This is a genomic window from Caldanaerobacter subterraneus subsp. tengcongensis MB4 (assembly GCF_000007085.1).
Taxonomy (GTDB): domain Bacteria; phylum Bacillota; class Thermoanaerobacteria; order Thermoanaerobacterales; family Thermoanaerobacteraceae; genus Thermoanaerobacter; species Thermoanaerobacter subterraneus.
Map to the genome: position 1 here is coordinate 2,541,525 of NC_003869.1, position 24,500 is coordinate 2,566,024.

11 protein-coding genes and 1 CRISPR repeat array (1 of these 12 only partly in view) are annotated in these 24,500 nt (G+C 39.2%); all 11 genes read right to left on the reverse strand.

Translation table 11 applies throughout. The annotated features are described in order from the left end of the window. A CRISPR array of direct repeats spans window positions 1–13,572; the repeat unit is 30 nt; unit sequence GTTTCAATCCCTCTTAGGTAGGCTAAAAAC; it begins 940 nt to the left of the window's first position. Window positions 13,573–14,070: 498 nt separating this feature from the next. Further along, window positions 14,071–14,334, reverse strand: a complete 264-nt coding sequence (gene cas2 / locus TTE_RS12630) for a CRISPR-associated endonuclease Cas2 (RefSeq protein ID WP_011026649.1) — start codon at window positions 14,332–14,334, stop codon at window positions 14,071–14,073. A gap of 64 nt (window positions 14,335–14,398) precedes the next feature. Next, a complete protein-coding gene (gene cas1b / locus TTE_RS12635) occupies window positions 14,399–15,391 on the reverse strand; it encodes a type I-B CRISPR-associated endonuclease Cas1b (RefSeq protein WP_011026650.1) in 993 nt (330 codons plus the stop codon). 35 nt (window positions 15,392–15,426) lie between these two features. Next, the gene (gene cas4, locus TTE_RS12640; protein ID WP_011026651.1) at window positions 15,427–15,939 is read right to left on the reverse strand and encodes a CRISPR-associated protein Cas4; all 513 of its coding nucleotides are present in this window, start codon (window positions 15,937–15,939) and stop codon (window positions 15,427–15,429) included. 84 nt (window positions 15,940–16,023) lie between these two features. Continuing rightward, window positions 16,024–18,222, reverse strand: a complete 2,199-nt coding sequence (locus TTE_RS12645) for a CRISPR-associated helicase/endonuclease Cas3 (RefSeq protein ID WP_011026652.1) — start codon at window positions 18,220–18,222, stop codon at window positions 16,024–16,026. After that, the gene (gene cas5, locus TTE_RS12650) at window positions 18,201–18,923 is read right to left on the reverse strand and encodes a CRISPR-associated protein Cas5 (RefSeq protein ID WP_011026653.1); all 723 of its coding nucleotides are present in this window, start codon (window positions 18,921–18,923) and stop codon (window positions 18,201–18,203) included. The genes TTE_RS12645 and cas5 overlap by 22 nt, the downstream gene beginning before the upstream one ends. Further along, window positions 18,920–19,891: a type I-B CRISPR-associated protein Cas7/Cst2/DevR gene (gene cas7i, locus TTE_RS12655; protein ID WP_011026654.1), complete on the reverse strand. Its 972-nt coding sequence runs from the start codon at window positions 19,889–19,891 to the stop codon at window positions 18,920–18,922. The genes cas5 and cas7i overlap by 4 nt, the downstream gene beginning before the upstream one ends. Next, window positions 19,872–21,398: a hypothetical protein gene (locus TTE_RS12660; RefSeq protein ID WP_011026655.1), complete on the reverse strand. Its 1,527-nt coding sequence runs from the start codon at window positions 21,396–21,398 to the stop codon at window positions 19,872–19,874. Before TTE_RS12660 ends, cas7i begins: the two co-directional genes overlap by 20 nt. After that, on the reverse strand, window positions 21,391–22,173 hold the full coding sequence (gene cas6, locus TTE_RS12665; protein WP_011026656.1) for a CRISPR-associated endoribonuclease Cas6: 783 nt from the start codon (window positions 22,171–22,173) through the stop codon (window positions 21,391–21,393). The genes TTE_RS12660 and cas6 (TTE_RS12665) overlap by 8 nt, the downstream gene beginning before the upstream one ends. Before the next feature lie 37 nt (window positions 22,174–22,210). Next, complete coding sequence (csx15, locus tag TTE_RS12670) at window positions 22,211–22,591, reverse strand: CRISPR-associated protein Csx15 (RefSeq protein WP_011026657.1); 381 nt, start codon at window positions 22,589–22,591, stop codon at window positions 22,211–22,213. 28 nt (window positions 22,592–22,619) lie between these two features. Further along, complete coding sequence (locus TTE_RS12675; protein ID WP_011026658.1) at window positions 22,620–23,510, reverse strand: CRISPR-associated protein Csx14; 891 nt, start codon at window positions 23,508–23,510, stop codon at window positions 22,620–22,622. 93 nt (window positions 23,511–23,603) lie between these two features. Then, window positions 23,604–24,359, reverse strand: a complete 756-nt coding sequence (cas6, locus tag TTE_RS12680) for a CRISPR-associated endoribonuclease Cas6 (RefSeq protein ID WP_011026659.1) — start codon at window positions 24,357–24,359, stop codon at window positions 23,604–23,606. Window positions 24,360–24,500: the final 141 nt, after the last annotated feature.

The following is a 24,500-nucleotide window of genomic DNA, read 5'->3' on the forward strand; positions in this document are numbered from 1 at the left end:
CACCAAGTTTCAATCCCTCTTAGGTAGGCTAAAAACATGATTTCCCCCAGTAATCGCCAATATTTTGTTGGCGATGTTTCAATCCCTCTTAGGTAGGCTAAAAACACTGGGGGAAATCATGAGCAACGCAGTGTAAAAGAAAGTTTCAATCCCTCTTAGGTAGGCTAAAAACGACTTAGGTGCTAAGCCAGTCGATAAAGAAAAACAGATTGTTTCAATCCCTCTTAGGTAGGCTAAAAACGCCTCTCATGGATTGGATAAGGGACGAATTAAACAACGTTTCAATCCCTCTTAGGTAGGCTAAAAACTTTTAACAGTTAAGCAAGCAGTTAACAAATTCTTTAAGTTTCAATCCCTCTTAGGTAGGCTAAAAACGAGCTTTTGAATGTAATGGAGAATTCTTCCACATCTGGTTTCAATCCCTCTTAGGTAGGCTAAAAACGATGAGGAGGATTATGCTCCTTATGCATGGGGTTCTACGTTTCAATCCCTCTTAGGTAGGCTAAAAACTTTAAAAATTTAGAAATTGGTGAGATTGGTGGGGAGGTTTCAATCCCTCTTAGGTAGGCTAAAAACTGTCAAAGGTGATAGTATGATTAACGCACGTATTATGGAGTTTCAATCCCTCTTAGGTAGGCTAAAAACGCTGGCAGAGCTGAATAAGAGCTTTGGTAATGTCGAGTTTCAATCCCTCTTAGGTAGGCTAAAAACTAGCGTGGGAGGTTGGTGTTAACGAGAGTGCCGTCGGAGGTTTCAATCCCTCTTAGGTAGGCTAAAAACAAGAGCTTGAAGTTAGAGTGGCACAGATTAGCAGAATATGTTTCAATCCCTCTTAGGTAGGCTAAAAACAGCAAAAGTAAACAGAATAAGAATGAGATTAGATCGTTTCAATCCCTCTTAGGTAGGCTAAAAACTTAAAAATATCAGCTAGCTTTATAAGTGTCTCATAATCGTTTCAATCCCTCTTAGGTAGGCTAAAAACGTTGGTATTAGTTTTGTAACTTATTCAGCAATAGAAAAGTTTCAATCCCTCTTAGGTAGGCTAAAAACGCAGATGAAACAAGTTTTGGAGATGCTGCAGCAGTGTTTCAATCCCTCTTAGGTAGGCTAAAAACGTGCTTTTATTTTTGCATACAAACTTACGCTGACACCGAGGTTTCAATCCCTCTTAGGTAGGCTAAAAACGGGTGAAGAAATAAGGACAGGTCAAATAAGTGATGAAACAGTTTCAATCCCTCTTAGGTAGGCTAAAAACCGTATTGCCGACCTTGAGATGGCAATAGCAGCATTACTGTTTCAATCCCTCTTAGGTAGGCTAAAAACTGCCACACGTTGTGCCACGTGTGGGCATAAGTTCGACGTTTCAATCCCTCTTAGGTAGGCTAAAAACTCTGTTGCTTTCATCTGTTCTAAAAAGTCCTGTGTTACGTTTCAATCCCTCTTAGGTAGGCTAAAAACTATGACTTGCCGTATGCGATAGTTCAACACGAAAGATGTTTCAATCCCTCTTAGGTAGGCTAAAAACCGAAAGGCCAGGGGTGGGGCCGGGGGTGTAGTGCAAGTTTCAATCCCTCTTAGGTAGGCTAAAAACCTGGCAGCCTGTTGCGACAACCCCTATATTTTTACGAGTTTCAATCCCTCTTAGGTAGGCTAAAAACCTAACATCCCGGCCAATATCAATGCCACTCCACTATCGTTTCAATCCCTCTTAGGTAGGCTAAAAACAGACTTTGAAGTAATAGACGAAGACATACCATTGCCTGTTTCAATCCCTCTTAGGTAGGCTAAAAACTGGCTTTTGGGCAGGCGATTGCGGCTCCATTCGGGCGTTTCAATCCCTCTTAGGTAGGCTAAAAACAAGGGATAGCAAAATATTTCGGATTACAGAAAAAGGGTTTCAATCCCTCTTAGGTAGGCTAAAAACTTTTTGACATAACATCCTACCAAATCTGCACCTAAAGTTTCAATCCCTCTTAGGTAGGCTAAAAACGCCAATACTACCTCGTACTTACGCTCTCCTACTGCTACGTTTCAATCCCTCTTAGGTAGGCTAAAAACTCCACCCCCCACCAAGGTCGAGGACATCCCCCACCTGTTTCAATCCCTCTTAGGTAGGCTAAAAACTGAAACCACACGACTAGGATAGATTCCCCTAGCCACGGTTTCAATCCCTCTTAGGTAGGCTAAAAACGAGCTGTCCCCCCAGATAGACGAGTATCTGGTTCCGGCGGTTTCAATCCCTCTTAGGTAGGCTAAAAACGTTTCTGGATGAAACTGGTCGGGTCAGTCTAGCTAAAGTTTCAATCCCTCTTAGGTAGGCTAAAAACCGCAATTGTCCGTCCATTTCTAAATTTACCTTAATGTTTCAATCCCTCTTAGGTAGGCTAAAAACGAAATTATTTTTACACTGTTTTTGTCGTGTCTACTGGTTTCAATCCCTCTTAGGTAGGCTAAAAACCATACTTTCAAGTGTTAAAATAGAGCGTTAGTAATTTTGTTTCAATCCCTCTTAGGTAGGCTAAAAACTAAATCACCGCTCCAGCTTCCGCCCATTGCTCCTGATAGGTTTCAATCCCTCTTAGGTAGGCTAAAAACCAAGATACTACTGGCTTAAAAAAAATATAGAGCAATGTTTCAATCCCTCTTAGGTAGGCTAAAAACCCTGGTATTAGCGACTGCATAAACAAAGGAAGGAGGGTTTCAATCCCTCTTAGGTAGGCTAAAAACACGGTACCCGCTCCCCCGAGACCCTGACAATCCCCAGTTTCAATCCCTCTTAGGTAGGCTAAAAACTCAAAACCTGAGCTTTAAAAAGGCCGTCTTTAAAGAGTTTCAATCCCTCTTAGGTAGGCTAAAAACGATAAAACTGGTCGGGGCAGTCCAGCCACACTGCTCTGTTTCAATCCCTCTTAGGTAGGCTAAAAACCGTAATCGCGTTTTTTGCGTCTTGATGCACTGCGTGTGCGTTTCAATCCCTCTTAGGTAGGCTAAAAACAGCTTTCTGCTAAGTAGCAGAAAACTCTAGAAGGAGCGTTTCAATCCCTCTTAGGTAGGCTAAAAACCTGCGTGTGCAAGTATATAATGAAGACAGAAAGAGAGTTTCAATCCCTCTTAGGTAGGCTAAAAACGGGCGAGGCCCGCAGGAACTGGCAACAGTTTCCTGCTAGTTTCAATCCCTCTTAGGTAGGCTAAAAACTCAATCTGCCTATGTTTTTGATAAGGAACATTCTCTGGTTTCAATCCCTCTTAGGTAGGCTAAAAACCATGTAAGGAGTTAGGTGCCCATCCCCAAAGTTAGAGTTTCAATCCCTCTTAGGTAGGCTAAAAACAATACATGCGGTTAGTTAGAATATCCCCGATTCATGAAGGTTTCAATCCCTCTTAGGTAGGCTAAAAACTTGGTACTCTCGCCGACGGTGGTTCACTCAGACGATGGTTTCAATCCCTCTTAGGTAGGCTAAAAACATAAAACTGGTCGGGGCAGCATGGCACAATCGGCCTGTTTCAATCCCTCTTAGGTAGGCTAAAAACCTCGGGTACCCCGCTCGCAAAACCGCACAGACAAAAGTTTCAATCCCTCTTAGGTAGGCTAAAAACGAAGCGTCAATACGCAGTAGGTTCAGAGCAGAGTTAGTTTCAATCCCTCTTAGGTAGGCTAAAAACTTTTCTCTTGAAAGAAGCTGGTTTAACTGGTGTTTACAAGTTTCAATCCCTCTTAGGTAGGCTAAAAACAAGACTCACTCGCATGCGTTATCATATTGTCAATAGCTGTTTCAATCCCTCTTAGGTAGGCTAAAAACTGAGCAAGGGTCTTTTAAGTAGGGAGTATATCCCTGCGTTTCAATCCCTCTTAGGTAGGCTAAAAACGAAAAAAGAGGACTTCCATAGCATTGTGGAAACTCTTGTTTCAATCCCTCTTAGGTAGGCTAAAAACGGAAGTGCTGTGAAACCGGAAAAGAAAAAGCCTATACCAGTTTCAATCCCTCTTAGGTAGGCTAAAAACAAGACTGCCGAATGGCTTAAAATACAGTTCCCCAAGCGTTTCAATCCCTCTTAGGTAGGCTAAAAACCAAAAAATTCAAACAACTCAAATATAAAGCTCTGGACGTTTCAATCCCTCTTAGGTAGGCTAAAAACGACTGGTGCTGTTGGAGGTGTAAACCCTGCAACACCGTTTCAATCCCTCTTAGGTAGGCTAAAAACTAGAGAGGGCAATCCCAGAAGAACAGCAGCAATTTTAGGTTTCAATCCCTCTTAGGTAGGCTAAAAACCGAAACTGGCGCATTGGGAACGCGGTTAGGTCTATTGTTTCAATCCCTCTTAGGTAGGCTAAAAACGCACTTAAAATCCTCGAGCGACAAATCAAGCAACAGCAGTTTCAATCCCTCTTAGGTAGGCTAAAAACTCATAGTCAGGATAATTCAATTGCGAATAAGCATAGCTGTTTCAATCCCTCTTAGGTAGGCTAAAAACTTGATGAACTTGACAGAAAACTTGGTGGTCTCAGAAAGTTTCAATCCCTCTTAGGTAGGCTAAAAACCTTTTTTGCGGGTTGATGTACTGTGTGTGCAGGTGTAAAAGTTTCAATCCCTCTTAGGTAGGCTAAAAACACGGTAACACTCAAAATCAAGCTCCTGCCTCCCAACAAGTTTCAATCCCTCTTAGGTAGGCTAAAAACAATAGTAAAAAGAAAGGCAAAAGAGGCGAATTGGAACGTTTCAATCCCTCTTAGGTAGGCTAAAAACCTCAGAGCGAACGATTTAAGTCAAGTGCGAGAGATCGTTTCAATCCCTCTTAGGTAGGCTAAAAACGAAAATGTCTTTAAAAGCTTATACAAGAAAAAGTAGTTTCAATCCCTCTTAGGTAGGCTAAAAACGAAGCAAAGCTCGTTCTGACAAATGATAGCACTCTGTTGTTTCAATCCCTCTTAGGTAGGCTAAAAACTCACCCACAGAGCTAGTATAAGCGGAGTTCTGGGGTTGTTTCAATCCCTCTTAGGTAGGCTAAAAACTTTGTGGAGGCTTCTGCGTGAAGGCCATAAGAAAGGGCGTTTCAATCCCTCTTAGGTAGGCTAAAAACAACAACTTGCGAGGACTAATCGAGATGCCTTACTGAGGTTTCAATCCCTCTTAGGTAGGCTAAAAACAAATTCACAATTGTAGAAATTATAAATTTGCCCAAATGTTTCAATCCCTCTTAGGTAGGCTAAAAACGTAACATGGGATACACTTACGCCTATCAATCTAACAGGTTTCAATCCCTCTTAGGTAGGCTAAAAACCTTCTATACTAGAATGGGCAGCAGAAAATTTACCGGTTTCAATCCCTCTTAGGTAGGCTAAAAACATTAACATCAGCGCAAGAACAACCTGTACAAGCTGGGTTTCAATCCCTCTTAGGTAGGCTAAAAACATTGCAAGAGATAAAGAGACGCCACCTATTAGACTTGTTTCAATCCCTCTTAGGTAGGCTAAAAACCGTTTAATAATCTCAATTGCCATCCTCTTCTTCCTCCCAGTTTCAATCCCTCTTAGGTAGGCTAAAAACAGTAAATGAGAAGATAATTAGTATTTTAAAAGAACAGTTTCAATCCCTCTTAGGTAGGCTAAAAACCTTTATAAAGAAGGAATAAAAAAAAGGCTATGCCTTAATGTTTCAATCCCTCTTAGGTAGGCTAAAAACATCTGATACAGCTTTTTCTGGAGAAAAGATAATGGAGTTTCAATCCCTCTTAGGTAGGCTAAAAACGCCCCTCAATATCCCTGTAGAAGACAATTGCTTCTACAGTTTCAATCCCTCTTAGGTAGGCTAAAAACTTCGAAGTTTATTACATCAAAACTTGTGGCCTCTCTAGTTTCAATCCCTCTTAGGTAGGCTAAAAACTTAGCTAATGCAATAGCAATCGCAATTCAAAATAGGTTTCAATCCCTCTTAGGTAGGCTAAAAACTAAAGCAGGTAAAAATGACATACCTACCATTGCCCAGTTTCAATCCCTCTTAGGTAGGCTAAAAACCCCTAAAAAGCGTAGCCTTTTTAGCTCCGACAAAAGGTTTCAATCCCTCTTAGGTAGGCTAAAAACGTGTATCTAAGCCCAAAGGTATCGAGTATGCTGCAACAGTTTCAATCCCTCTTAGGTAGGCTAAAAACACTATTTATGTCAGCTCAGGAAAAACCTGTACAGGGTTTCAATCCCTCTTAGGTAGGCTAAAAACTAAAGCAGGTAAAAATGACATACCTACCATTGCCCAGTTTCAATCCCTCTTAGGTAGGCTAAAAACCCCTAAAAAGCGTAGCCTTTTTAGCTCCGACAAAAGGTTTCAATCCCTCTTAGGTAGGCTAAAAACGTGTATCTAAGCCCAAAGGTATCGAGTATGCTGCAACAGTTTCAATCCCTCTTAGGTAGGCTAAAAACACTATTTATGTCAGCTCAGGAAAAACCTGTACAGGGTTTCAATCCCTCTTAGGTAGGCTAAAAACACTTATCAAGTATTAAAAATAGAGGAGGTATAAAGTAGTTTCAATCCCTCTTAGGTAGGCTAAAAACCATCTTTTATCTCATATTGCAAACAGAGTTAGAACTGTTTCAATCCCTCTTAGGTAGGCTAAAAACTCACCTTGCGCTATTGCAAACATTCTTTTTGCCTGCGCAGTTTCAATCCCTCTTAGGTAGGCTAAAAACTCTTGCAAAGATTAAAGATGATATGAAACAGCCAATCTGTTTCAATCCCTCTTAGGTAGGCTAAAAACCTCCCTTTCTCGCTTTTTCTGCCTCCATTTTACACCGTTTCAATCCCTCTTAGGTAGGCTAAAAACTTAATGTTATTGTTGAACAAACTATGGGTCGAACATAGTTTCAATCCCTCTTAGGTAGGCTAAAAACTGGAGGAACACCCTTTTACAGAAAACCAGAAGACATAAAGGTTTCAATCCCTCTTAGGTAGGCTAAAAACTTTCCATAGTCGGGGCCGTCGTGCGCCCGCATGATAAGGTTTCAATCCCTCTTAGGTAGGCTAAAAACGAGCTATAACCCCATGAACAAGGATTTCCCCAGGGAAGTTTCAATCCCTCTTAGGTAGGCTAAAAACTCTCTTGAGCAAGACCTCCGCAAGTACATGCCTCCGTTTCAATCCCTCTTAGGTAGGCTAAAAACATTTTAACACATGAGTTTGGGCATTTAGTTAATACAGTTTCAATCCCTCTTAGGTAGGCTAAAAACTGTACTGCACGTGCGTACAATACAGCACTAGAAAGAATGTTTCAATCCCTCTTAGGTAGGCTAAAAACCTGCCAGTGTGGCCCTGCTGGAAAATAATGGCTCCACCATGGTTTCAATCCCTCTTAGGTAGGCTAAAAACTTGCCCGGTCAGGCAAGTCCAGAAAAGCATCAAATTCAGTTTCAATCCCTCTTAGGTAGGCTAAAAACGGAGTAAAAAATGTTGACAGTAAAAGATATTTTAGACGTTTCAATCCCTCTTAGGTAGGCTAAAAACATTCATCAAGAAAACTTACACAGGACTATTTTACAAGGTTTCAATCCCTCTTAGGTAGGCTAAAAACAAATATTTGCCACGACAAATCCCGACAGCCCTTATCACGTTTCAATCCCTCTTAGGTAGGCTAAAAACTGAAGAATGGTTTAAGGAAATAGTCAAAAAGCTTAGGAGTTTCAATCCCTCTTAGGTAGGCTAAAAACCCAACCTCCTCTCTAATGTAAGATTTATATCCTCTGTTTCAATCCCTCTTAGGTAGGCTAAAAACACGTCACGAAGTCATCTACAAAGTAGATAAGAAAATAGAGTTTCAATCCCTCTTAGGTAGGCTAAAAACATAGAGGCATGAGAAAAGCGAATTATGCAGTGCTGAGTTTCAATCCCTCTTAGGTAGGCTAAAAACCGAAAATGGGCAATGCATAGCATATAAAGAATTTATGTTTCAATCCCTCTTAGGTAGGCTAAAAACTAGCTGCAAAAGAAAGAGTGAAAGCCGCAGAGCTACTAGTTTCAATCCCTCTTAGGTAGGCTAAAAACTAGGACACCGTTTGAGTACCCCGAACTGCTGGATGGTTTCAATCCCTCTTAGGTAGGCTAAAAACTCGCAATAGGGCCAGAAAATAACTACCTCGAATTCCCGTTTCAATCCCTCTTAGGTAGGCTAAAAACACTCCTCCTGCAACGTCTTTTTTGAACTCTTCCAAATCGTTTCAATCCCTCTTAGGTAGGCTAAAAACGCGGATTAATTCCGTCTCCCTTTAAAAACTTTTGTGGTTTCAATCCCTCTTAGGTAGGCTAAAAACAAAAATACGAATTAGAAAGACTTATTAAATTAGAAAGTTTCAATCCCTCTTAGGTAGGCTAAAAACTATTGATTAAAAGGAGTGAGAAGTAGCAGGCTACCGCGTTTCAATCCCTCTTAGGTAGGCTAAAAACGAATGACGAAGGCTTTACGACAAAGTTCTATGCAACACATGTTTCAATCCCTCTTAGGTAGGCTAAAAACAAGTAAAACTGATTCTAACAAATGATAGCACTCTGTTGTTTCAATCCCTCTTAGGTAGGCTAAAAACCTGTGGATAAGTTTGTGGATAACTAGAAAAATATTAGTTTCAATCCCTCTTAGGTAGGCTAAAAACCAAAAGTGAATACCGCATACCGCTTATAACAGAAATAAGTTTCAATCCCTCTTAGGTAGGCTAAAAACACTATGAAATTGACTGTTGTGTCTTGACTCCCTGCGTTTCAATCCCTCTTAGGTAGGCTAAAAACCAGCCCTGAACCTGCACCTTGTGGGCTTATCTGAGAGTTTCAATCCCTCTTAGGTAGGCTAAAAACTAGGAATAGGAAAATCCACATATAACAGAAAAGAAAAGTTTCAATCCCTCTTAGGTAGGCTAAAAACATAATGTTAAAAATACTAAAAGAAGGGGGCAAAATAGAGTTTCAATCCCTCTTAGGTAGGCTAAAAACGCTAATCCCTTAACTCGTGAATTTCAAATTCACAAAAGTTTCAATCCCTCTTAGGTAGGCTAAAAACTATAAAGTAACTTGTTTTAGTCATATCATTTAATATGGTTTCAATCCCTCTTAGGTAGGCTAAAAACGCTTCTCTTTGTTCTGAACTGCTCAATGAATTTCCTAAGTTTCAATCCCTCTTAGGTAGGCTAAAAACATTCGCAATTTCAAAATCTTAAAAATTTTTCGAAAATGTTGCAATCCCTCTTAGGTAGGCTAAAAACTAGCAAACGATGAATTTGCGTCAATCATAGAAAAACGTTTCAATCCCTCTTAGGTAGGCTAAAAACTCAAGCGTGCTATAGTTGAACAGGGTCCTGTTATGATGTTTCAATCCCTCTTAGGTAGGCTAAAAACGTCATCCTTCGAGGATTCCTGGTATAGGGCAGACCCCGGTTTCAATCCCTCTTAGGTAGGCTAAAAACTTTCGAAAATTGGGACATGTCTGAAAAATTGCACTTTAGTGTTTCAATCCCTCTTAGGTAGGCTAAAAACCTTGACCATCCTTTCCTTATTTCCTCAACTTTGCGTGTTTCAATCCCTCTTAGGTAGGCTAAAAACGCAGAGGCTACCAGTACTGCCGTCATACTGCCAGTAGTTTCAATCCCTCTTAGGTAGGCTAAAAACGCTGATATGCCGTACTGGAGTGCTAATGAAATGAGTCGTTTCAATCCCTCTTAGGTAGGCTAAAAACCCAGTGTGGTTATCATGGAAAATATCGCCACCCACCAGGTTTCAATCCCTCTTAGGTAGGCTAAAAACTTTGTAGGAAAAGCTGGACAGCTCCTTGACAAGGTGGTTTCAATCCCTCTTAGGTAGGCTAAAAACTCTAGAGCGTTCTCTCTTGAGAATGCTCTGGTGGGAGCGTTTCAATCCCTCTTAGGTAGGCTAAAAACAGGTTCTTCCCTGCTCATCCCTGACAAGGTCATCAGGTTTCAATCCCTCTTAGGTAGGCTAAAAACTGGGTTTAAATTCAATCCACATTATCTTCTGCCTCCCAGTTTCAATCCCTCTTAGGTAGGCTAAAAACCATTTGAGGATGCTGTTGAAGAAGAAATTCAAGATGGTTTCAATCCCTCTTAGGTAGGCTAAAAACATAAGGAAAATAACAAAAGGTACTATAAAATACAAACGTTTCAATCCCTCTTAGGTAGGCTAAAAACTTATACATGAGGAGGAGATGGCTAATGTTTAAAATGTTTCAATCCCTCTTAGGTAGGCTAAAAACGGTGTTTTTGTGGAATTTGCACTTCTCGTATTAGAGTTTCAATCCCTCTTAGGTAGGCTAAAAACAATGCTGGTTTGTAGCTCAGATACTGCGCTTTAAGGTTTCAATCCCTCTTAGGTAGGCTAAAAACTTGAGAAGGTTCCACTTATTACTGCAGAGCAGTTAAAAGTTTCAATCCCTCTTAGGTAGGCTAAAAACATTAGATGGTGAATATCACAAAGTAGAGCTTGCAGGGTTTCAATCCCTCTTAGGTAGGCTAAAAACATGCTGGTTTGTAGCTCAGATACTGCGCTTTAAGGTTTCAATCCCTCTTAGGTAGGCTAAAAACTAAGAAACGGGAAAGAAGAGCAGGAAGAATATTTCATGTTTCAATCCCTCTTAGGTAGGCTAAAAACGCATCCCGGATGCTGTTTTTTCTTTTCAGAAAGAATTGTTTCAATCCCTCTTAGGTAGGCTAAAAACGGAAGGCCTCTTTTACTTCCTGATGAAGTTTTAAAAGTTTCAATCCCTCTTAGGTAGGCTAAAAACTCAACATACCCTTTTTCTTGCCATTCCGCATAACTATGTTTCAATCCCTCTTAGGTAGGCTAAAAACAATAACCTGTTTTGCCTGATACCACTTGATTAGAGGTGTTTCAATCCCTCTTAGGTAGGCTAAAAACGTTTTTGAGGGTCCTGCCCTCTTTTCTCCCCTCCCATGGTTTCAATCCCTCTTAGGTAGGCTAAAAACAAATATAGTACGAGATAACCATTTCTGACTTCCACTGGTTTCAATCCCTCTTAGGTAGGCTAAAAACGTGAAAGTCGGGCCAGCCGAAAGGCTGCTACGCTCAACCGTTTCAATCCCTCTTAGGTAGGCTAAAAACTAACCGCTAGCAGGGCAAGGTACAGCCCGTGAAAGTGTTTCAATCCCTCTTAGGTAGGCTAAAAACTAGAAATAGAAGATTAAAATCAAAAAAAGGTCAAGGGGGTTTCAATCCCTCTTAGGTAGGCTAAAAACTCAGAAACGATTCTGAGTCAATTTTAGTCGTTTAAGGTTTCAATCCCTCTTAGGTAGGCTAAAAACTTACACCTTCTAAGCCTTATACATTCTAATTTCAAGTTTCAATCCCTCTTAGGTAGGCTAAAAACGCTAACACCTCAATTACCAGCGAGCAATATTGCCATCGTTTCAATCCCTCTTAGGTAGGCTAAAAACTTGCCGATGAGTACATTTTAACAGTCGAAACACCGAAGTTTCAATCCCTCTTAGGTAGGCTAAAAACTAACTGAAGAAGATATTGAATATATGATGACACATCGTTTCAATCCCTCTTAGGTAGGCTAAAAACTCAAAATCATGGGAATAGCTAAATATTATCAAAAAACGGTTTCAATCCCTCTTAGGTAGGCTAAAAACCTGGAAAGCACATCTGACACGACCGGTGTAATCGACCGTTTCAATCCCTCTTAGGTAGGCTAAAAACTTCATTTATTACTCACACCGACCCTACACGTCATACAGTTTCAATCCCTCTTAGGTAGGCTAAAAACCATACTGCCAACCATACTGGCAAAGTATGGCAACAGGTTTCAATCCCTCTTAGGTAGGCTAAAAACCTGTTGGAAGCTTCTGTAAAGCGTTTTTCCAGCTTCGTTTCAATCCCTCTTAGGTAGGCTAAAAACGTATTAATAATCGTTCTTATTTTCCTTGCAGTATTGTTTCAATCCCTCTTAGGTAGGCTAAAAACGGTAATATATCAACTCATGATAAAGGGGGTTTTGTAAAGTTTCAATCCCTCTTAGGTAGGCTAAAAACCAAATTATCGAACAAATCACTCCAAATGATATAGGAGGTTTCAATCCCTCTTAGGTAGGCTAAAAACGGGATTGTGAAAGTTTTCACAATAGGGTCAAGCTCAGAGTTTCAATCCCTCTTAGGTAGGCTAAAAACCAATTTCAACTGCCATATTTTATCACTCCCTTTATAGGTTTCAATCCCTCTTAGGTAGGCTAAAAACTAACTCTGATATAGATGTAACAACCTGCAGTTCTTTGTTTCAATCCCTCTTAGGTAGGCTAAAAACGCAAGTGAAAGCAGGTATAAGAAATTTCATAGTCGTGTTTCAATCCCTCTTAGGTAGGCTAAAAACGCCCTTTATTCTTTCTCCACCATTTTTTCTCATGCTGTTTCAATCCCTCTTAGGTAGGCTAAAAACACAAGTTTTGGAAAAACCCGAAAGCCCACACGGGACAGTTTCAATCCCTCTTAGGTAGGCTAAAAACCAGCTCTGGTGTGCATAATGCAGTTGTGAATGTTCCTAGTTTCAATCCCTCTTAGGTAGGCTAAAAACATAGATTGCTTATCAAAGCGCAAACTCCAGCTACAAGGTTTCAATCCCTCTTAGGTAGGCTAAAAACACACTCCACGTAAAACAAAAGAATATGAGGAGCTAGTGTTTCAATCCCTCTTAGGTAGGCTAAAAACATAGCACAAATTCTAAATGAGAGGATGAGCGAATGAAGGTTTCAATCCCTCTTAGGTAGGCTAAAAACGGTGCTTGCAAAAAGGAAAAATCAGAATCGCTGATGGTTTCAATCCCTCTTAGGTAGGCTAAAAACTTGCACATAATTTTTAACCTTCCTTCTTCAGTGTTGTTTCAATCCCTCTTAGGTAGGCTAAAAACGTTGCGTTACTGTAAAGTAAAAACCCTAGAGGCTCGAGTTTCAATCCCTCTTAGGTAGGCTAAAAACAAGAAATCGGCTATCTTTTGCAAAGTTTCTAAGTCGTTTCAATCCCTCTTAGGTAGGCTAAAAACTTGAAAGCCTTCCTTATCTTTATTTTTTTCATACCATTGTTTCAATCCCTCTTAGGTAGGCTAAAAACTTGGTACACCGATATTAAACACAGCTATTACAAATAGGTTTCAATCCCTCTTAGGTAGGCTAAAAACACTCTTTACCGATGTATTCGTCAAGCACCATTTCAAAAGTTTCAATCCCTCTTAGGTAGGCTAAAAACCCTTATCCTACGGTTTTGTTTGAGTAGCTGATACAAGTTTCAATCCCTCTTAGGTAGGCTAAAAACTACAGCACCGATTAGCGTAGTATCATATCCATTTAAGGTTTCAATCCCTCTTAGGTAGGCTAAAAACTAAGAGATGCAAAAGAAAATGAAAAGCCAGCGGTGTTCGTTTCAATCCCTCTTAGGTAGGCTAAAAACAAGACATACGTAAAGAGAAAAATTAGAGAATTAAAGAGTTTCAATCCCTCTTAGGTAGGCTAAAAACGCTACTTATGCGATTAAGATATATACAAGGTAAAGATGTTTCAATCCCTCTTAGGTAGGCTAAAAACACGTTCAAATTCCTATAAAAAGCGGATGAAAATTTTGTCTCTAATAATGACTTTGTCAAGTATCTTGCCTTTATTATATCACATTATTCGATAAAATCAATTACCTTGATGAAAACAAAAAATAAAATTGTCGTCGATCTCCAGGGATTTTTGCATTATCAGGGATCGACGACAAATATTTTGTTATTCAAATACGCTTAATAAAATTTGGTATCAATAAAGTATTTAAAAAAGCACAGCAAAATAGAGAAATCATTCAAATCAAAGTTGCCCCTATGAAAAAATAGAATTGTTTAAAGATAACTATGGGAAAGTACCAGGATTTATAGGCAGATAATAGTGAATTTAGAAAAACTTATAGAATTCATTTTTGAAAAATATTCCTGATGAAGTTCCTAAAGTTTTTGTAAAAACAACTCCAAGAGAAAATCAAAAAATTTGAAATTACCCACCAGTTTCAGAATTCTTTATAGTTTATCGAAAGAGATCTTGGAGTATTTAATATATCCATTCTTCTCCTCCCTTTTTTATCCCTAAAAGCTCTCTTTTAGTATATTTAGTATTACCTAAAATATAAAAGAGCACCGAATCTTCTTCAGGGTCAATAATGCGAGCAAGTTCATTTCGTAAAGCTCGATAAGTGGCCTCTGTGAGTTCTCCTTCCAATACAGAATTCTGCACCCAAGTGAGATAACGACGAGCGGTTTTTAAAACTTTATTCACTCTATTTACATTTACGTCATACACCAAAATCACATACATAATTTTTCCACTCCTGCATAAAAGAGGTAAAAACATTCGAGTAAAACTTCGTATAGTTTTAATTTCACCATCTACTTACAAAAGGTTCATATAGTTCTTCTCCAATAAGATGTTTTTCTAGCTTATATAGTTCTAAACGCATTAAAGTTTGGTAGCTAACATTACGCTTGAGACGGCGATGATAGAATGTAGTTTGAAGTTTTCCCTCAAATTCTTGCACATAAAGACGTCTGCCTCGTTCTTTTAGTAAGGAAATTTCTCCTTGTGTTTCAAAATCATCCTCTTTTATGATATTTTTCTTTAAAAGAGTAAAAAGTACTCTATCTGCGTAAATAGGTTTAAAAATTTCTGCTACGTCTAGATTTAGCGTAAACCGTCTGAAATTAGTAGTATGGAGATAACCTATTCGCGGATCTAAATGTGTCTTATAAATTTCAGTCAAAATCTTAGTATAAACTAATGAATTGCCAAAACTGATAAGGGCATTCAGCGGATCTGTGGGTGGTCGTTTGTTTCTATTTTTCAAAACAAAAGGCGTATCATCAAGTATCGTGTTAAAGCTTTCATAATAATAGCGTCGAATGTTACCTTCCAAAGCCATTAGTTCTTCTATTGAGGAAACTGAAAGCAAACTAGCTTCCAAAGCAGAAATAGCGTGTAAGTAGTCTTCTAAATCTCTCCCACGATTCTGATAATACTTTAACACCTGGGTCATATTGGCTACTGCACCTTGGACAAATCTTCGAGCCAAATCCAGGCGTCGAGCAGAATCTAAGTAATGCTCTGCTTGCTTTAAAATTATATAACCTGAATTGTAATGTTCCCTAGGATAAAAAGAACCTACGTAATTTCCATAATAACCGAAAAAATGCAAGATTATTTCCTTCTCTTCAGCGAATTCTATAAATTTTTTGTTTAAATCTACTTCTCCAAAAACATATATATCTCTAACACTTTCCACAGGAAAATATTTTTTCTCTTTTTCTCCCTCTACACAGATAGTGTTATCTTTTCGATACAACTTACCATTAGCAAAAAGGTAAAGGGTCTTCTGCAAATATTCCCACCTCTCTCTTTGTCATTCTATACATTTTATGCCCAACAAAACTCTCCGTAGGCACACTTGTTACAATAGGAAGAATATTTGGGAGGAGGAGGTAATTCATGTTGGATTAAATTTTCTATTTTCTCCTTTGTCTCTTCTATCTTTTTCATCCATTTTTCATCTAAAATCATCTCCTCCCGCCTCCTCTCTTCAGGAAAAAGAAGTTCTCCTTTTGCCTCTATACTCATGGTTTTTAATTCATAAAGATAAAAGGCTAATTGCATTCTAGCTGCTTCTTTGCCCCGTGAAGATTTTTTTACCTCAGCTATTACCAATGTTTCTCCTTCTTTTCGTACCAAATCTATGCGAAGATGCTCTAAGTGAATTTCTTTTTTCTCTCGACTATAACTCTGTTCTTGGATTAAGCGCCCTAAGTGAAGATAAACATAATCTTCATCAGGAAAAATTTGTCTGGACATGAGCCAAGCTTTACGAGGACATATAATGTAAGCATTGACTATGCTCCCTACAACACGGGGAGTTAAAAAAGGCATGCTCATACAGACACTCCTTAAATTTAACTTCATTCACCTTTTAATATTATTTAAAATTCCCTTGCAGATTTTCTTTCCAGCATATCCTTTTTAACATATCTCCGCACCTGAAGGACTTTCTTCTTCTCCCGGCAATCTCAGACCCACTTTTTCATCATAAGGTAAATCCGTCCAATATACAGCCAGGTCCTCGTCTTTAGAAAACCACTGAGGATACGTCCCCAGCCACCACAAGGGCACAGGAACCAAAAATTCCACCAAACGCCACAATTCTCCTTGTTCTTTTAAGGTATAGACCTGGTCTTTAAAAATGTAAGGCAAAACTTCCACTGAAAGCTGACCTTTCCGAGTAGTAAATTTTTTCTGTAGTTCTTCATCGGAAAGGTCTATAGTGTAGCAACCTAAAATGTGCTGTATTTCCTTCAATGTTTTTTCTCCCTCTTGAAGGTCTTTTTGATAAGCTGGACTGAAAACCAGCTTTCTATAAAGTTCATTGGTAGCCTGCACCCACTCTCCATCACTAGGTTCAGATTGTATGTCTCTTAAAATTTCCGTACTTATCTCCAAAATATTTTTGCCATAAATCTTTTCTGACCCGGGATACCATTCCAAAAACACATGTACAGGAGCAGGAGGGTTATCTCCTCTTCGGTTAACCCTGCCTAATCTTTGGACCAAAGCATCAATTGGTGCTATTTCTGTAAAAAGCACATCAAAAGAAATATCTAAACTCACTTCTACTATTTGGGTGGATATCAATATGGTTGCGGGAGGGGGGTTTTGCAATTTTTCTTCCTTTTCCCAACGATCTTTAAAGGCAAAACGAGCATGTAAAAGCTGTAGAAGTGATTCGTCTAAATATGAAATTTTATTTTTTAAAAGTCCATATAAAAGCTGATATATTTCTTGGGCCTTGGCCACTGTATTAACAATGACTAAAACCTTATGTCCCTTACGGGCTTCTTCAATAATTTGAGAAATATAATGATCTAAATAATCAGAATGCAAGATAATTTTATGCCTCTTTCTTTTCCACAGGTTTTTTTCCGCTTCCACCAGAGGACCTTCCCCCAGCAAAGAAATTAAAAATTCTGGTAAAGTGGCACTAGCTAAAGCTAATTTGTAGGGAGGTTCTTTTTCTAAAGCTGCTTTGAGGAGACCTAAAGTATAGGGGTCGTAACTGTGAATTTCGTCCATTATTAAAGCAGAATTTTTAGCCAGAGTCCGGCGTATTTCCCAATGTCTACCTTGAAGATGGGCCAATAAATATTGGTCCACGGTGGCTACCACTACAGGTTTAGCAAAAACTGAAGCCCAAAGTTTAAAGTCTAAAGGCTCTTCTTCTATTTCCTTTCTCAAAATGTATCCTGCTCTTCCATGGGCCAATCCCACTTTATCTTCTCCGTAAATAGCTCTAAGCCTCTTCCACATGGCATTGGCTGTGGCCTGGGTAGGCAGGAGATAGATTATACGCTCGGCATCGTTGGCCCAGAGGAGGAGAGCCTCTGTTTTACCCGTGCCTGTGGGAGCCCTTAGCCACACCCTTTTTTCTGGAAGTTGAGAAATCTTACGTTGAAATTCTCTAAGCACCCAATTTTTCTGACTTAAATAGGCTTTTAGCTTGTTTCCCCCTTCAAAGAGAAATAGATCTTCAGCAGAAAATTTTCTAGAGGAAATCAACCAATCGGCAAGCATCAGAACGGTCTTTATTGCTGCATATTCTTGTGAAGGTAATTCTTTGAAAATAAGCCTTAAGGTTTTAGTTTCTCCTCCAAACCTGAGGTTTTGTTCTAAGAGTAAAGCCGACCTTTTGTTATACAATCTGATGAGTTTAAGAGATTCATAAAGGGGAAAATGGTCCCCCAGCTCGTATTTATCAAGTAGATCTGATAACCCCTGAAGTAAGTCCTTTAAAGTCTCTTCGCTCACATAATCAGCAGATTTATCTTTAAATTCCCTATAAAGATCTTTATTCAAAGGGGAATGATGGGTAAGCACAGCAGCCGCAGCGGCAAGGCTCAAAGGATCGGATAAATTACCCGTTACTATTATGAAGGGCAAAGAGGCAAGGGGATGGGGATAAGCCCTGCCTCTTTCCCCTCTCATTTTAGCTTGAAAACTCTCCGTTGCTTTACCCAAATCGTGAAATAGGCAGGCTAAAAGGGCTTTTTCACGCATCTCGGGAGAAAGTCCTAAAAAGTGGGCTATTTTTCTCCCTTCTTCTACCACTTTTTTAAGATGTTCCAGCAGTGTTTCATCAGGTTTAGCTAGAAGACCCCTGGCATCCATGTGAAATTCCTCCCTTCTAGAATAGGAGCAGTAAAAGCCTCTATATCTTTTGTTTCTATTTCTACCCCGTAAGGAAGAAAAGTGAATGGCTGTATATTTAAAGGACTACGGACACCTTTTTTATCTACGTTAAACCCCAAGGGTAAATTTTCCACTACAGGTGGCTCCACTTCTATTCCAGGTACAGGTATCCACTTGAAATTCAGGCGTTTCAATTCGCCAGGTAAAATAGTCCCTGAAAAAACCGCCTTTCCATTCAGGATTTCACTAATTCCCATATCTTCTAAAAGTAAGAGTTCATCTTCCCTCCCTAAAGAAAGGGGATAGACAGGATCCATAAAAGCTTTTTTAAGCTTTTGAAGTAGCTCTTCTTCACCCCCGTACAGCAAGATATAACGAGCGTAAAAGAGGAGTTCTCGGAAGTAAGGTGATAGTTCCACGATTTTATTCCCTTTAATTTTCCTCAAAGTCCACATATCCCGTGCCAAGCCTGGTTTATTTAAAGCCACTACTGATACTTTTATCCCTCTTAAAGGCGAAAAAGAAGACCACATTTCAAAATCAGACAATCCCAGGGCTGCGCCAGCCAAACCCAGCAAAGTTGTGGGAGGAGGATGGGGGAGAGTCCGCTGATAATTATGGTCCAGTGGCCTCCTAAAAGAGGCCACCGGTACTGTTACTTTTAACCATAACGCTTTCATAGGCTCTCTACATCCTTTTGGGCTTCTTGGATGGCTTCGTAAAGATCCATTACTTTTCCGTAAGGTTCAAGATTCTGCCTTATCTCTTCTTCATTTGAGAAAAAGCCTTTTTCTAACCCGAACAGGGTGTTCTGGCGGTAATTACTGAATTTCTGCAAAGCAGATATTAAGGGTTCTAAAATTAGTTCGTATCTCCCCTCGGAGTAACTAACCTGTAAAGCTTCTAGAAACACTGGGTGCTTTATAGTCAGACGAGAATAAGCTACAAAGCGAGGGGAAAGGTCTGAGAGCATGCGGGCAGTACGGCCTCCACCCCACAGTAACCCCAAAGCTTCAAGAAGAGCTTTCAACCGCTTTTTTCTCTCTTCTAAAGGTAACACATAAAAAACTCTACCATTTTTCTCTATTTTCTCTAAATGGGCAGGTATATCTTTAGGTTTATCTCCTAATTCTAGATCAGAAAACACACCTACACGATCCAGTTCTACCAGCATATTACCTTTAAAAAGATTGGCATAAAGCTCTGTTTCAAACATATTGCCGCCAGCAGACACAGCCTGTCCAAAGCGTTCAAAGGAGCGGGTACCTAAGTCCCTGTCACCTTGGAAAGGAAACATCCCTATGCCTGCAGAAACCCGTACAGGGGAAGTGCGACGGCGGGATCCGCTGGGATCCATATAGCCAAATAAGTCTTCATCTATGTACCGCCAAGGCTGTACTGGAGGGGTGACCTCCTGACCGCTCACCTTAGCAGCCACTTCCGATAAGGCAAAGCCCAAATCTTCCAACCTATCCCTTAGCATTCTCCTCTTGGCTTGACCTGAAAAATAGGGTACAGAACTTCCGTCGGGCAAGGTAACTTTTTTAGCTATGACTACATTCCCTTCAGTATGGGAAGCGTTTATATTTCCTGTAGATACTTTTATAAGATAACCCAAAGCCAAGGCTTTACTCTGCTGATTGTTCATATTCTTCTCCTCCTTCTTTTTTATTTCCTGATGAAGCCCTTAGATAACTATTCATGGCAAATATAGAAAGAAGGGTTTTAACTCTAAGCCAAGGAGTACCGGCAATCCTCTCTCCTTGGCCCAATTCTAAAAGCTTTTCTGGTATAGTAATCTCCAGACGAAACTGGATATCATTGAGTATTTTTAGAAATTCCTCCACGTTTTTAGCATTGCGCAAAGCGTATAAGAGCCCCATATCTTTCTTTTCTTCTGCTTTTGTGCCTAACGAGTAGCCAAACCCCCTTAAAATTTTTAATAAATTCTCATCCACACTTAATACCTCCTTCGCATAGTATTGAAAAACTTCTTCTGTCCCCCAGACCAAAGGAGAGGGGGATTTTTCCTTAGCCCTGCCTTCGAAAAGAAAAGACTCAATGTGAGGAAAAGGATCGGTAAATTCCAGCACTGCCCAGCATACCTTCTCCCGCCACAAGGTATTGTATTGATTGCCTTCTCTGACTTGAAATTGTCTAAAAATGTTTACAACAGTTTGGTGAGGGTTGGGTGCTTTTACCAATTTCTCTTTCCAGGCTTTATAAAGTCTATAGAGCAAATGCAGTCTAGAAAATTCTTGAAAAGATTTCATGTCAAAGGCTTGTCCTACAACACCACTTACTGCATATAAAGTTAAAGGAGCAGCAGGCACTACTTCTTCTGCACCCAAAAGTCTAGCTAAAAGATCCCTGCCTTCTGGGCTTATTTGGTCTTCCTCCTCCTGGCCTTCCACATAATTGAATAATTTCAAAAGTAAAGCTATGGTAGTCTCATGGAGGTAAGGACCGTAGAAAGGTAATTTTACATTCCCCCCTTTTCCTCCACTTATTTGGCTGGGTTCTATGACCTCTTTATGAAAGACTTGTAACTCTTTTAAATTACTGTAGAAGAGAAAGAAATGCACTGTTTTACCTTGAGCTATCCATAACCAAGTTAAATATCCCGCCAATCCAGCTAAAGCACAACGAGGACAAAGGAAAATATCGCCTTTCCCCTGAGAATAAAAATTACTGAATTTATCCTGGGTTACAACAAAAGGAAACATCCACATTTTTATTTTGGCCACTCTACTTTTTTCACCGCAAAAATGACAATAATTCTGGGACTTTGTGAGCTCGAACTTCAAAGTGGGCCTGGGAGGGGATGTGGGGAATTCCCTTTCCTTTCCTTCAATTTTTATTTTTACTTTTGGAGGGCTATCTACGGATTTAATAAAATAATTAGTCGGATAAACCCAATTTACCTTATCATATTCTTTCACCTCTCCTGTGACCTCATCGTAGTATTCTCCCTTATTCCCCGTCTCCTGAAGGAGTTTGCCAACCAAATGATTTAGAATTTCCTCACTACCGAAAACTCCCTTGCCAAACTGGTTTACTAAATAAACTAAGCCATTGTCTATCCAAAAATTACCTGTTGGATGGTCCAAATCTAACTCAATAGAAATTTTAGCTTTATTTTCTTGTTTAGCCACTCTTTTCACCTCCTTTATATGTTTTCCCTTCCTCTAGCAATCTGCAACACCCGTACCCCTGTGAGTTTTTCGACCCTAAACCTGCATCCAAAGCTAGTTGTAGAAGCTTAGGTTCACCTTCTAGCTCATAGTCTCCCATCCATCCCTTGACTATTGTGTTTTTAAAATAAGTAACTTTGAAGTCCTTCTCTCTGACCCTTAAAGGGCGTATATTAAAATTCAATGAATAAGGAAAGTTACCATGAACTATAAGATATTTTTTCTTCAAATTATCTCCCACTAACTGGCTGAAACGCTCTTCAAAAGGAGTATAATAATAGACGTATCTATCCCCTCCCTCCTTTTCTAGTGTGCTGTAAACTACCAAAGGTGATAACATACGCACTCTTATAGAAGTAGATAAAACCTGTTGTGCACCTACAGACATATTTTGAACTTCCAGCACTGCTTCCCCTATGCGCACCTTACCCTGACGCAAAAAACCTGTCCCCAGTTCTTGCAAGAGAAAATCAAGAGGAGAGCAAATTACTAGCCTCAAAGGTGGGGTAAAGATTAACCTTTTACTTTCTTTTTCGTATGTAAGCTCTCTCCCTTGAAGGCGTGAAAAGGTAAAAAGTTTAAAATGCCTTTTCCCTAAAGGAAAGCCGTGTTCATGAAGGTAGTGGCGTATAGTGGGGTTGTCCATCTGATTGTAAATAAGGGCTTGCAATAAATGCCCGTAATGGACCGGTAGGAATATGGGTCCAGAAGCAGTAAAAGTAACAATAAGCTGCATGATTCCACTCTCCAATGTTTCATCAATTTATTCTTTTTTACCTTCTCCTCCTTGCCTCCTCCCTCACTTGGTGTAAGTTAATAATCTCTGCAACTTCAAACTGGAGGGGAAGGCTTCCTTCTACTGGGCGAAGGCGTAATACTGGAGGAAAATAACCACACCTTCCGTGTACCTCTGCTAAAAGAGTTACTGCGCTTATGCTGAGAGATGGTGGATTTAGTATAAAAGGTACTGTTTGCCATTCATGAGATGTAAACCCTACTCTATCTACTAATTCAGCAATTTGAGGAATTAAGGGTTTCTGCTGGTCTATATAAGCATCTATTTCCATAACGCGTTCTATTTTTTGCCCCAATTTTTCTTCTAGTTTTTGAATTTGGTCCTCTGTTAGAGGATGTGAAAAATTTATGAGAAACATTGCAAAAACCCTCCATATGTAGTTATTCTTATAGATCTTTTAAGGCAAAATAGGGTGCAAATTCTGCAATGAGAAGATTGCGATCTACTTTCATAGAGGGATAATCCATCCACTCCTTTAATTTTTCATAAATACTTTGCAACTGGTTTGCTATTGTCTGCTCTTTTTTATGAAGAATTTGAGATATAGATGCATTGTCATAACCTCTACACACAAGCTCAACGACCTCTCTTTCTGCAGGGGTAAGCCAATGATCTAAAAACTCCTTCCTCCTCTTCATCTCCGCTTTTTTAGTCAATTTTTTATACCAAGCCTCAACTTCACTAGGGTCCCCTATCTCCGCTACTGTGCGCATTAAAGTAGAAGCTTCTGACCAACGTATTACAGGTATTTGCACTAACCAGACTTTTTCCTCACTTGAAAGATGAAGTTTGCGCTCATTCCCCGGTTCCCAACCTTCTGTAATAAGATACCATAAACGATCTTCATCCCCAAACAAAAGCTGAGCTACCAGCATTCCTATTATGCCCATTATTTTTCGTCCGCCTGAAATAAGAAAATGGATTGTGAAACCATTTTGTTTAAGTTCTCGAACCTCTTTATAAATAGTACTTAGCAAAGCCTTTATACTTTCTTCTGTGAGAAAATCCTCTATCACCTCATCACGGGAATAAAGTTTTACAGGTACTTTAGTAAATTCCATCTTATAGAATTCCTTTAAAAACTCATCATTTAAAATTCTTAGTGCATCAAGTACTTTGGGGCTCTTGGTATATATCACAATTACCTTACTAAGTGGATACCCTTTTTTTAACAACTCATCTAAAGCAATAGTGACGACCTGTGGTTCACTTCCTAAAGTTGCTATTAAAACTTCTTTTTGTTTTTTTAGCCTTTCCTTTTTGTTTGGATTTTTCATGATAATTCCGCCCTCTTCCACCTTGTCAATTATTTTATCCAAATTGCTCAAATTTTTCTATGTAATATGTTACTATTTTAAATAGTAATTCCTTCACCCTATTATCTCAAAACACCCGAACCCTTGGGAATTTTTAGCCCCTAAGCCCGTGTAATAGGCAAGCTCCAGAAGTTCAGGCGTTGTTTCTACATCGTATATACCCATCCACCCTTTTACATAGACATTTTTGTATTTAATCACCTTAGAATATCTTCTGTCTTCTTTTTCCGTCAAAGGTATAAGCTTAAAATGGGGATTTTTAGGTTTTATCTTGTACACCAATTCATACTTTTTTACAAGATTATTTAAAAGCAAGGGAGAAAATTTTTCATCCCAGGGCGAATAATAATAAGTGTATTTCTTCTCTCCATTTCTTAAGGTAGTATACATCACAACTGGAGAGATAAACTTTATCCTGGCCTTTTCTTTAAAAATTGGAGGATTTTCTATATTTAAAGAATTTAATGTAAACTTTTGTCCATTAAAATGACAATATTCTCGCTTTAAAATATTTTTTGAAATATCAATTATCACTTCTTCCAAAGGAGATGCAACAGTGAATTTAAATGGAGGCTTTATTATTATCTTCTTTTGTCCGTTTGGCTTTTCTACAATTTGAAATTCCCCTTCAATTCTAGAAAATGTAAACAATTTAAACCGCCTTTTCTCATACTGAAAGCCAACATCGTGGAGAAAAGCAGCAAAATCTGTATCGCCCATCAAATCGTACAAAAGCCCTTGTACTATGTAATTGTAATGAATGGGCAGTATTAAATTTTTTTCTCCTGTAAATTCCAGAGTTATTCTCATCTTCAACACCTCATGCACAATTTCCAGTGAAGATATGGTTATATTGGTTTTGTATGTATAATATTCTACACCAATTTCCATTTTCCTTCTTAATTTTTAAAAATTTTTTATTTGTCTCTAAATCCTTTTTGTCGTATAATC

Excerpts from the sequence above, each read along its gene's own strand:
- cas4 (WP_011026651.1), bottom strand. The coding sequence starts at position 15,939 with ATGAGCATGCCTTTTTTAACTCCCCGTGTTGTAGGGAGCATAGTCAAT.
- cas6 (WP_011026656.1), bottom strand. The coding sequence starts at position 22,173 with ATGCAGCTTATTGTTACTTTTACTGCTTCTGGACCCATATTCCTACCG.
- csx15 (WP_011026657.1), bottom strand. The coding sequence starts at position 22,591 with ATGTTTCTCATAAATTTTTCACATCCTCTAACAGAGGACCAAATTCAA.
- TTE_RS12675 (WP_011026658.1), bottom strand. The coding sequence starts at position 23,510 with ATGAAAAATCCAAACAAAAAGGAAAGGCTAAAAAAACAAAAAGAAGTT.
- cas2 (WP_011026649.1), bottom strand. The coding sequence starts at position 14,334 with ATGTATGTGATTTTGGTGTATGACGTAAATGTAAATAGAGTGAATAAA.
- cas7i (WP_011026654.1), bottom strand. The coding sequence starts at position 19,891 with ATGAACAATCAGCAGAGTAAAGCCTTGGCTTTGGGTTATCTTATAAAA.
- TTE_RS12645 (WP_011026652.1), bottom strand. The coding sequence starts at position 18,222 with ATGGATGCCAGGGGTCTTCTAGCTAAACCTGATGAAACACTGCTGGAA.
- cas5 (WP_011026653.1), bottom strand. The coding sequence starts at position 18,923 with ATGAAAGCGTTATGGTTAAAAGTAACAGTACCGGTGGCCTCTTTTAGG.
- cas6 (WP_011026659.1), bottom strand. The coding sequence starts at position 24,359 with ATGAGAATAACTCTGGAATTTACAGGAGAAAAAAATTTAATACTGCCC.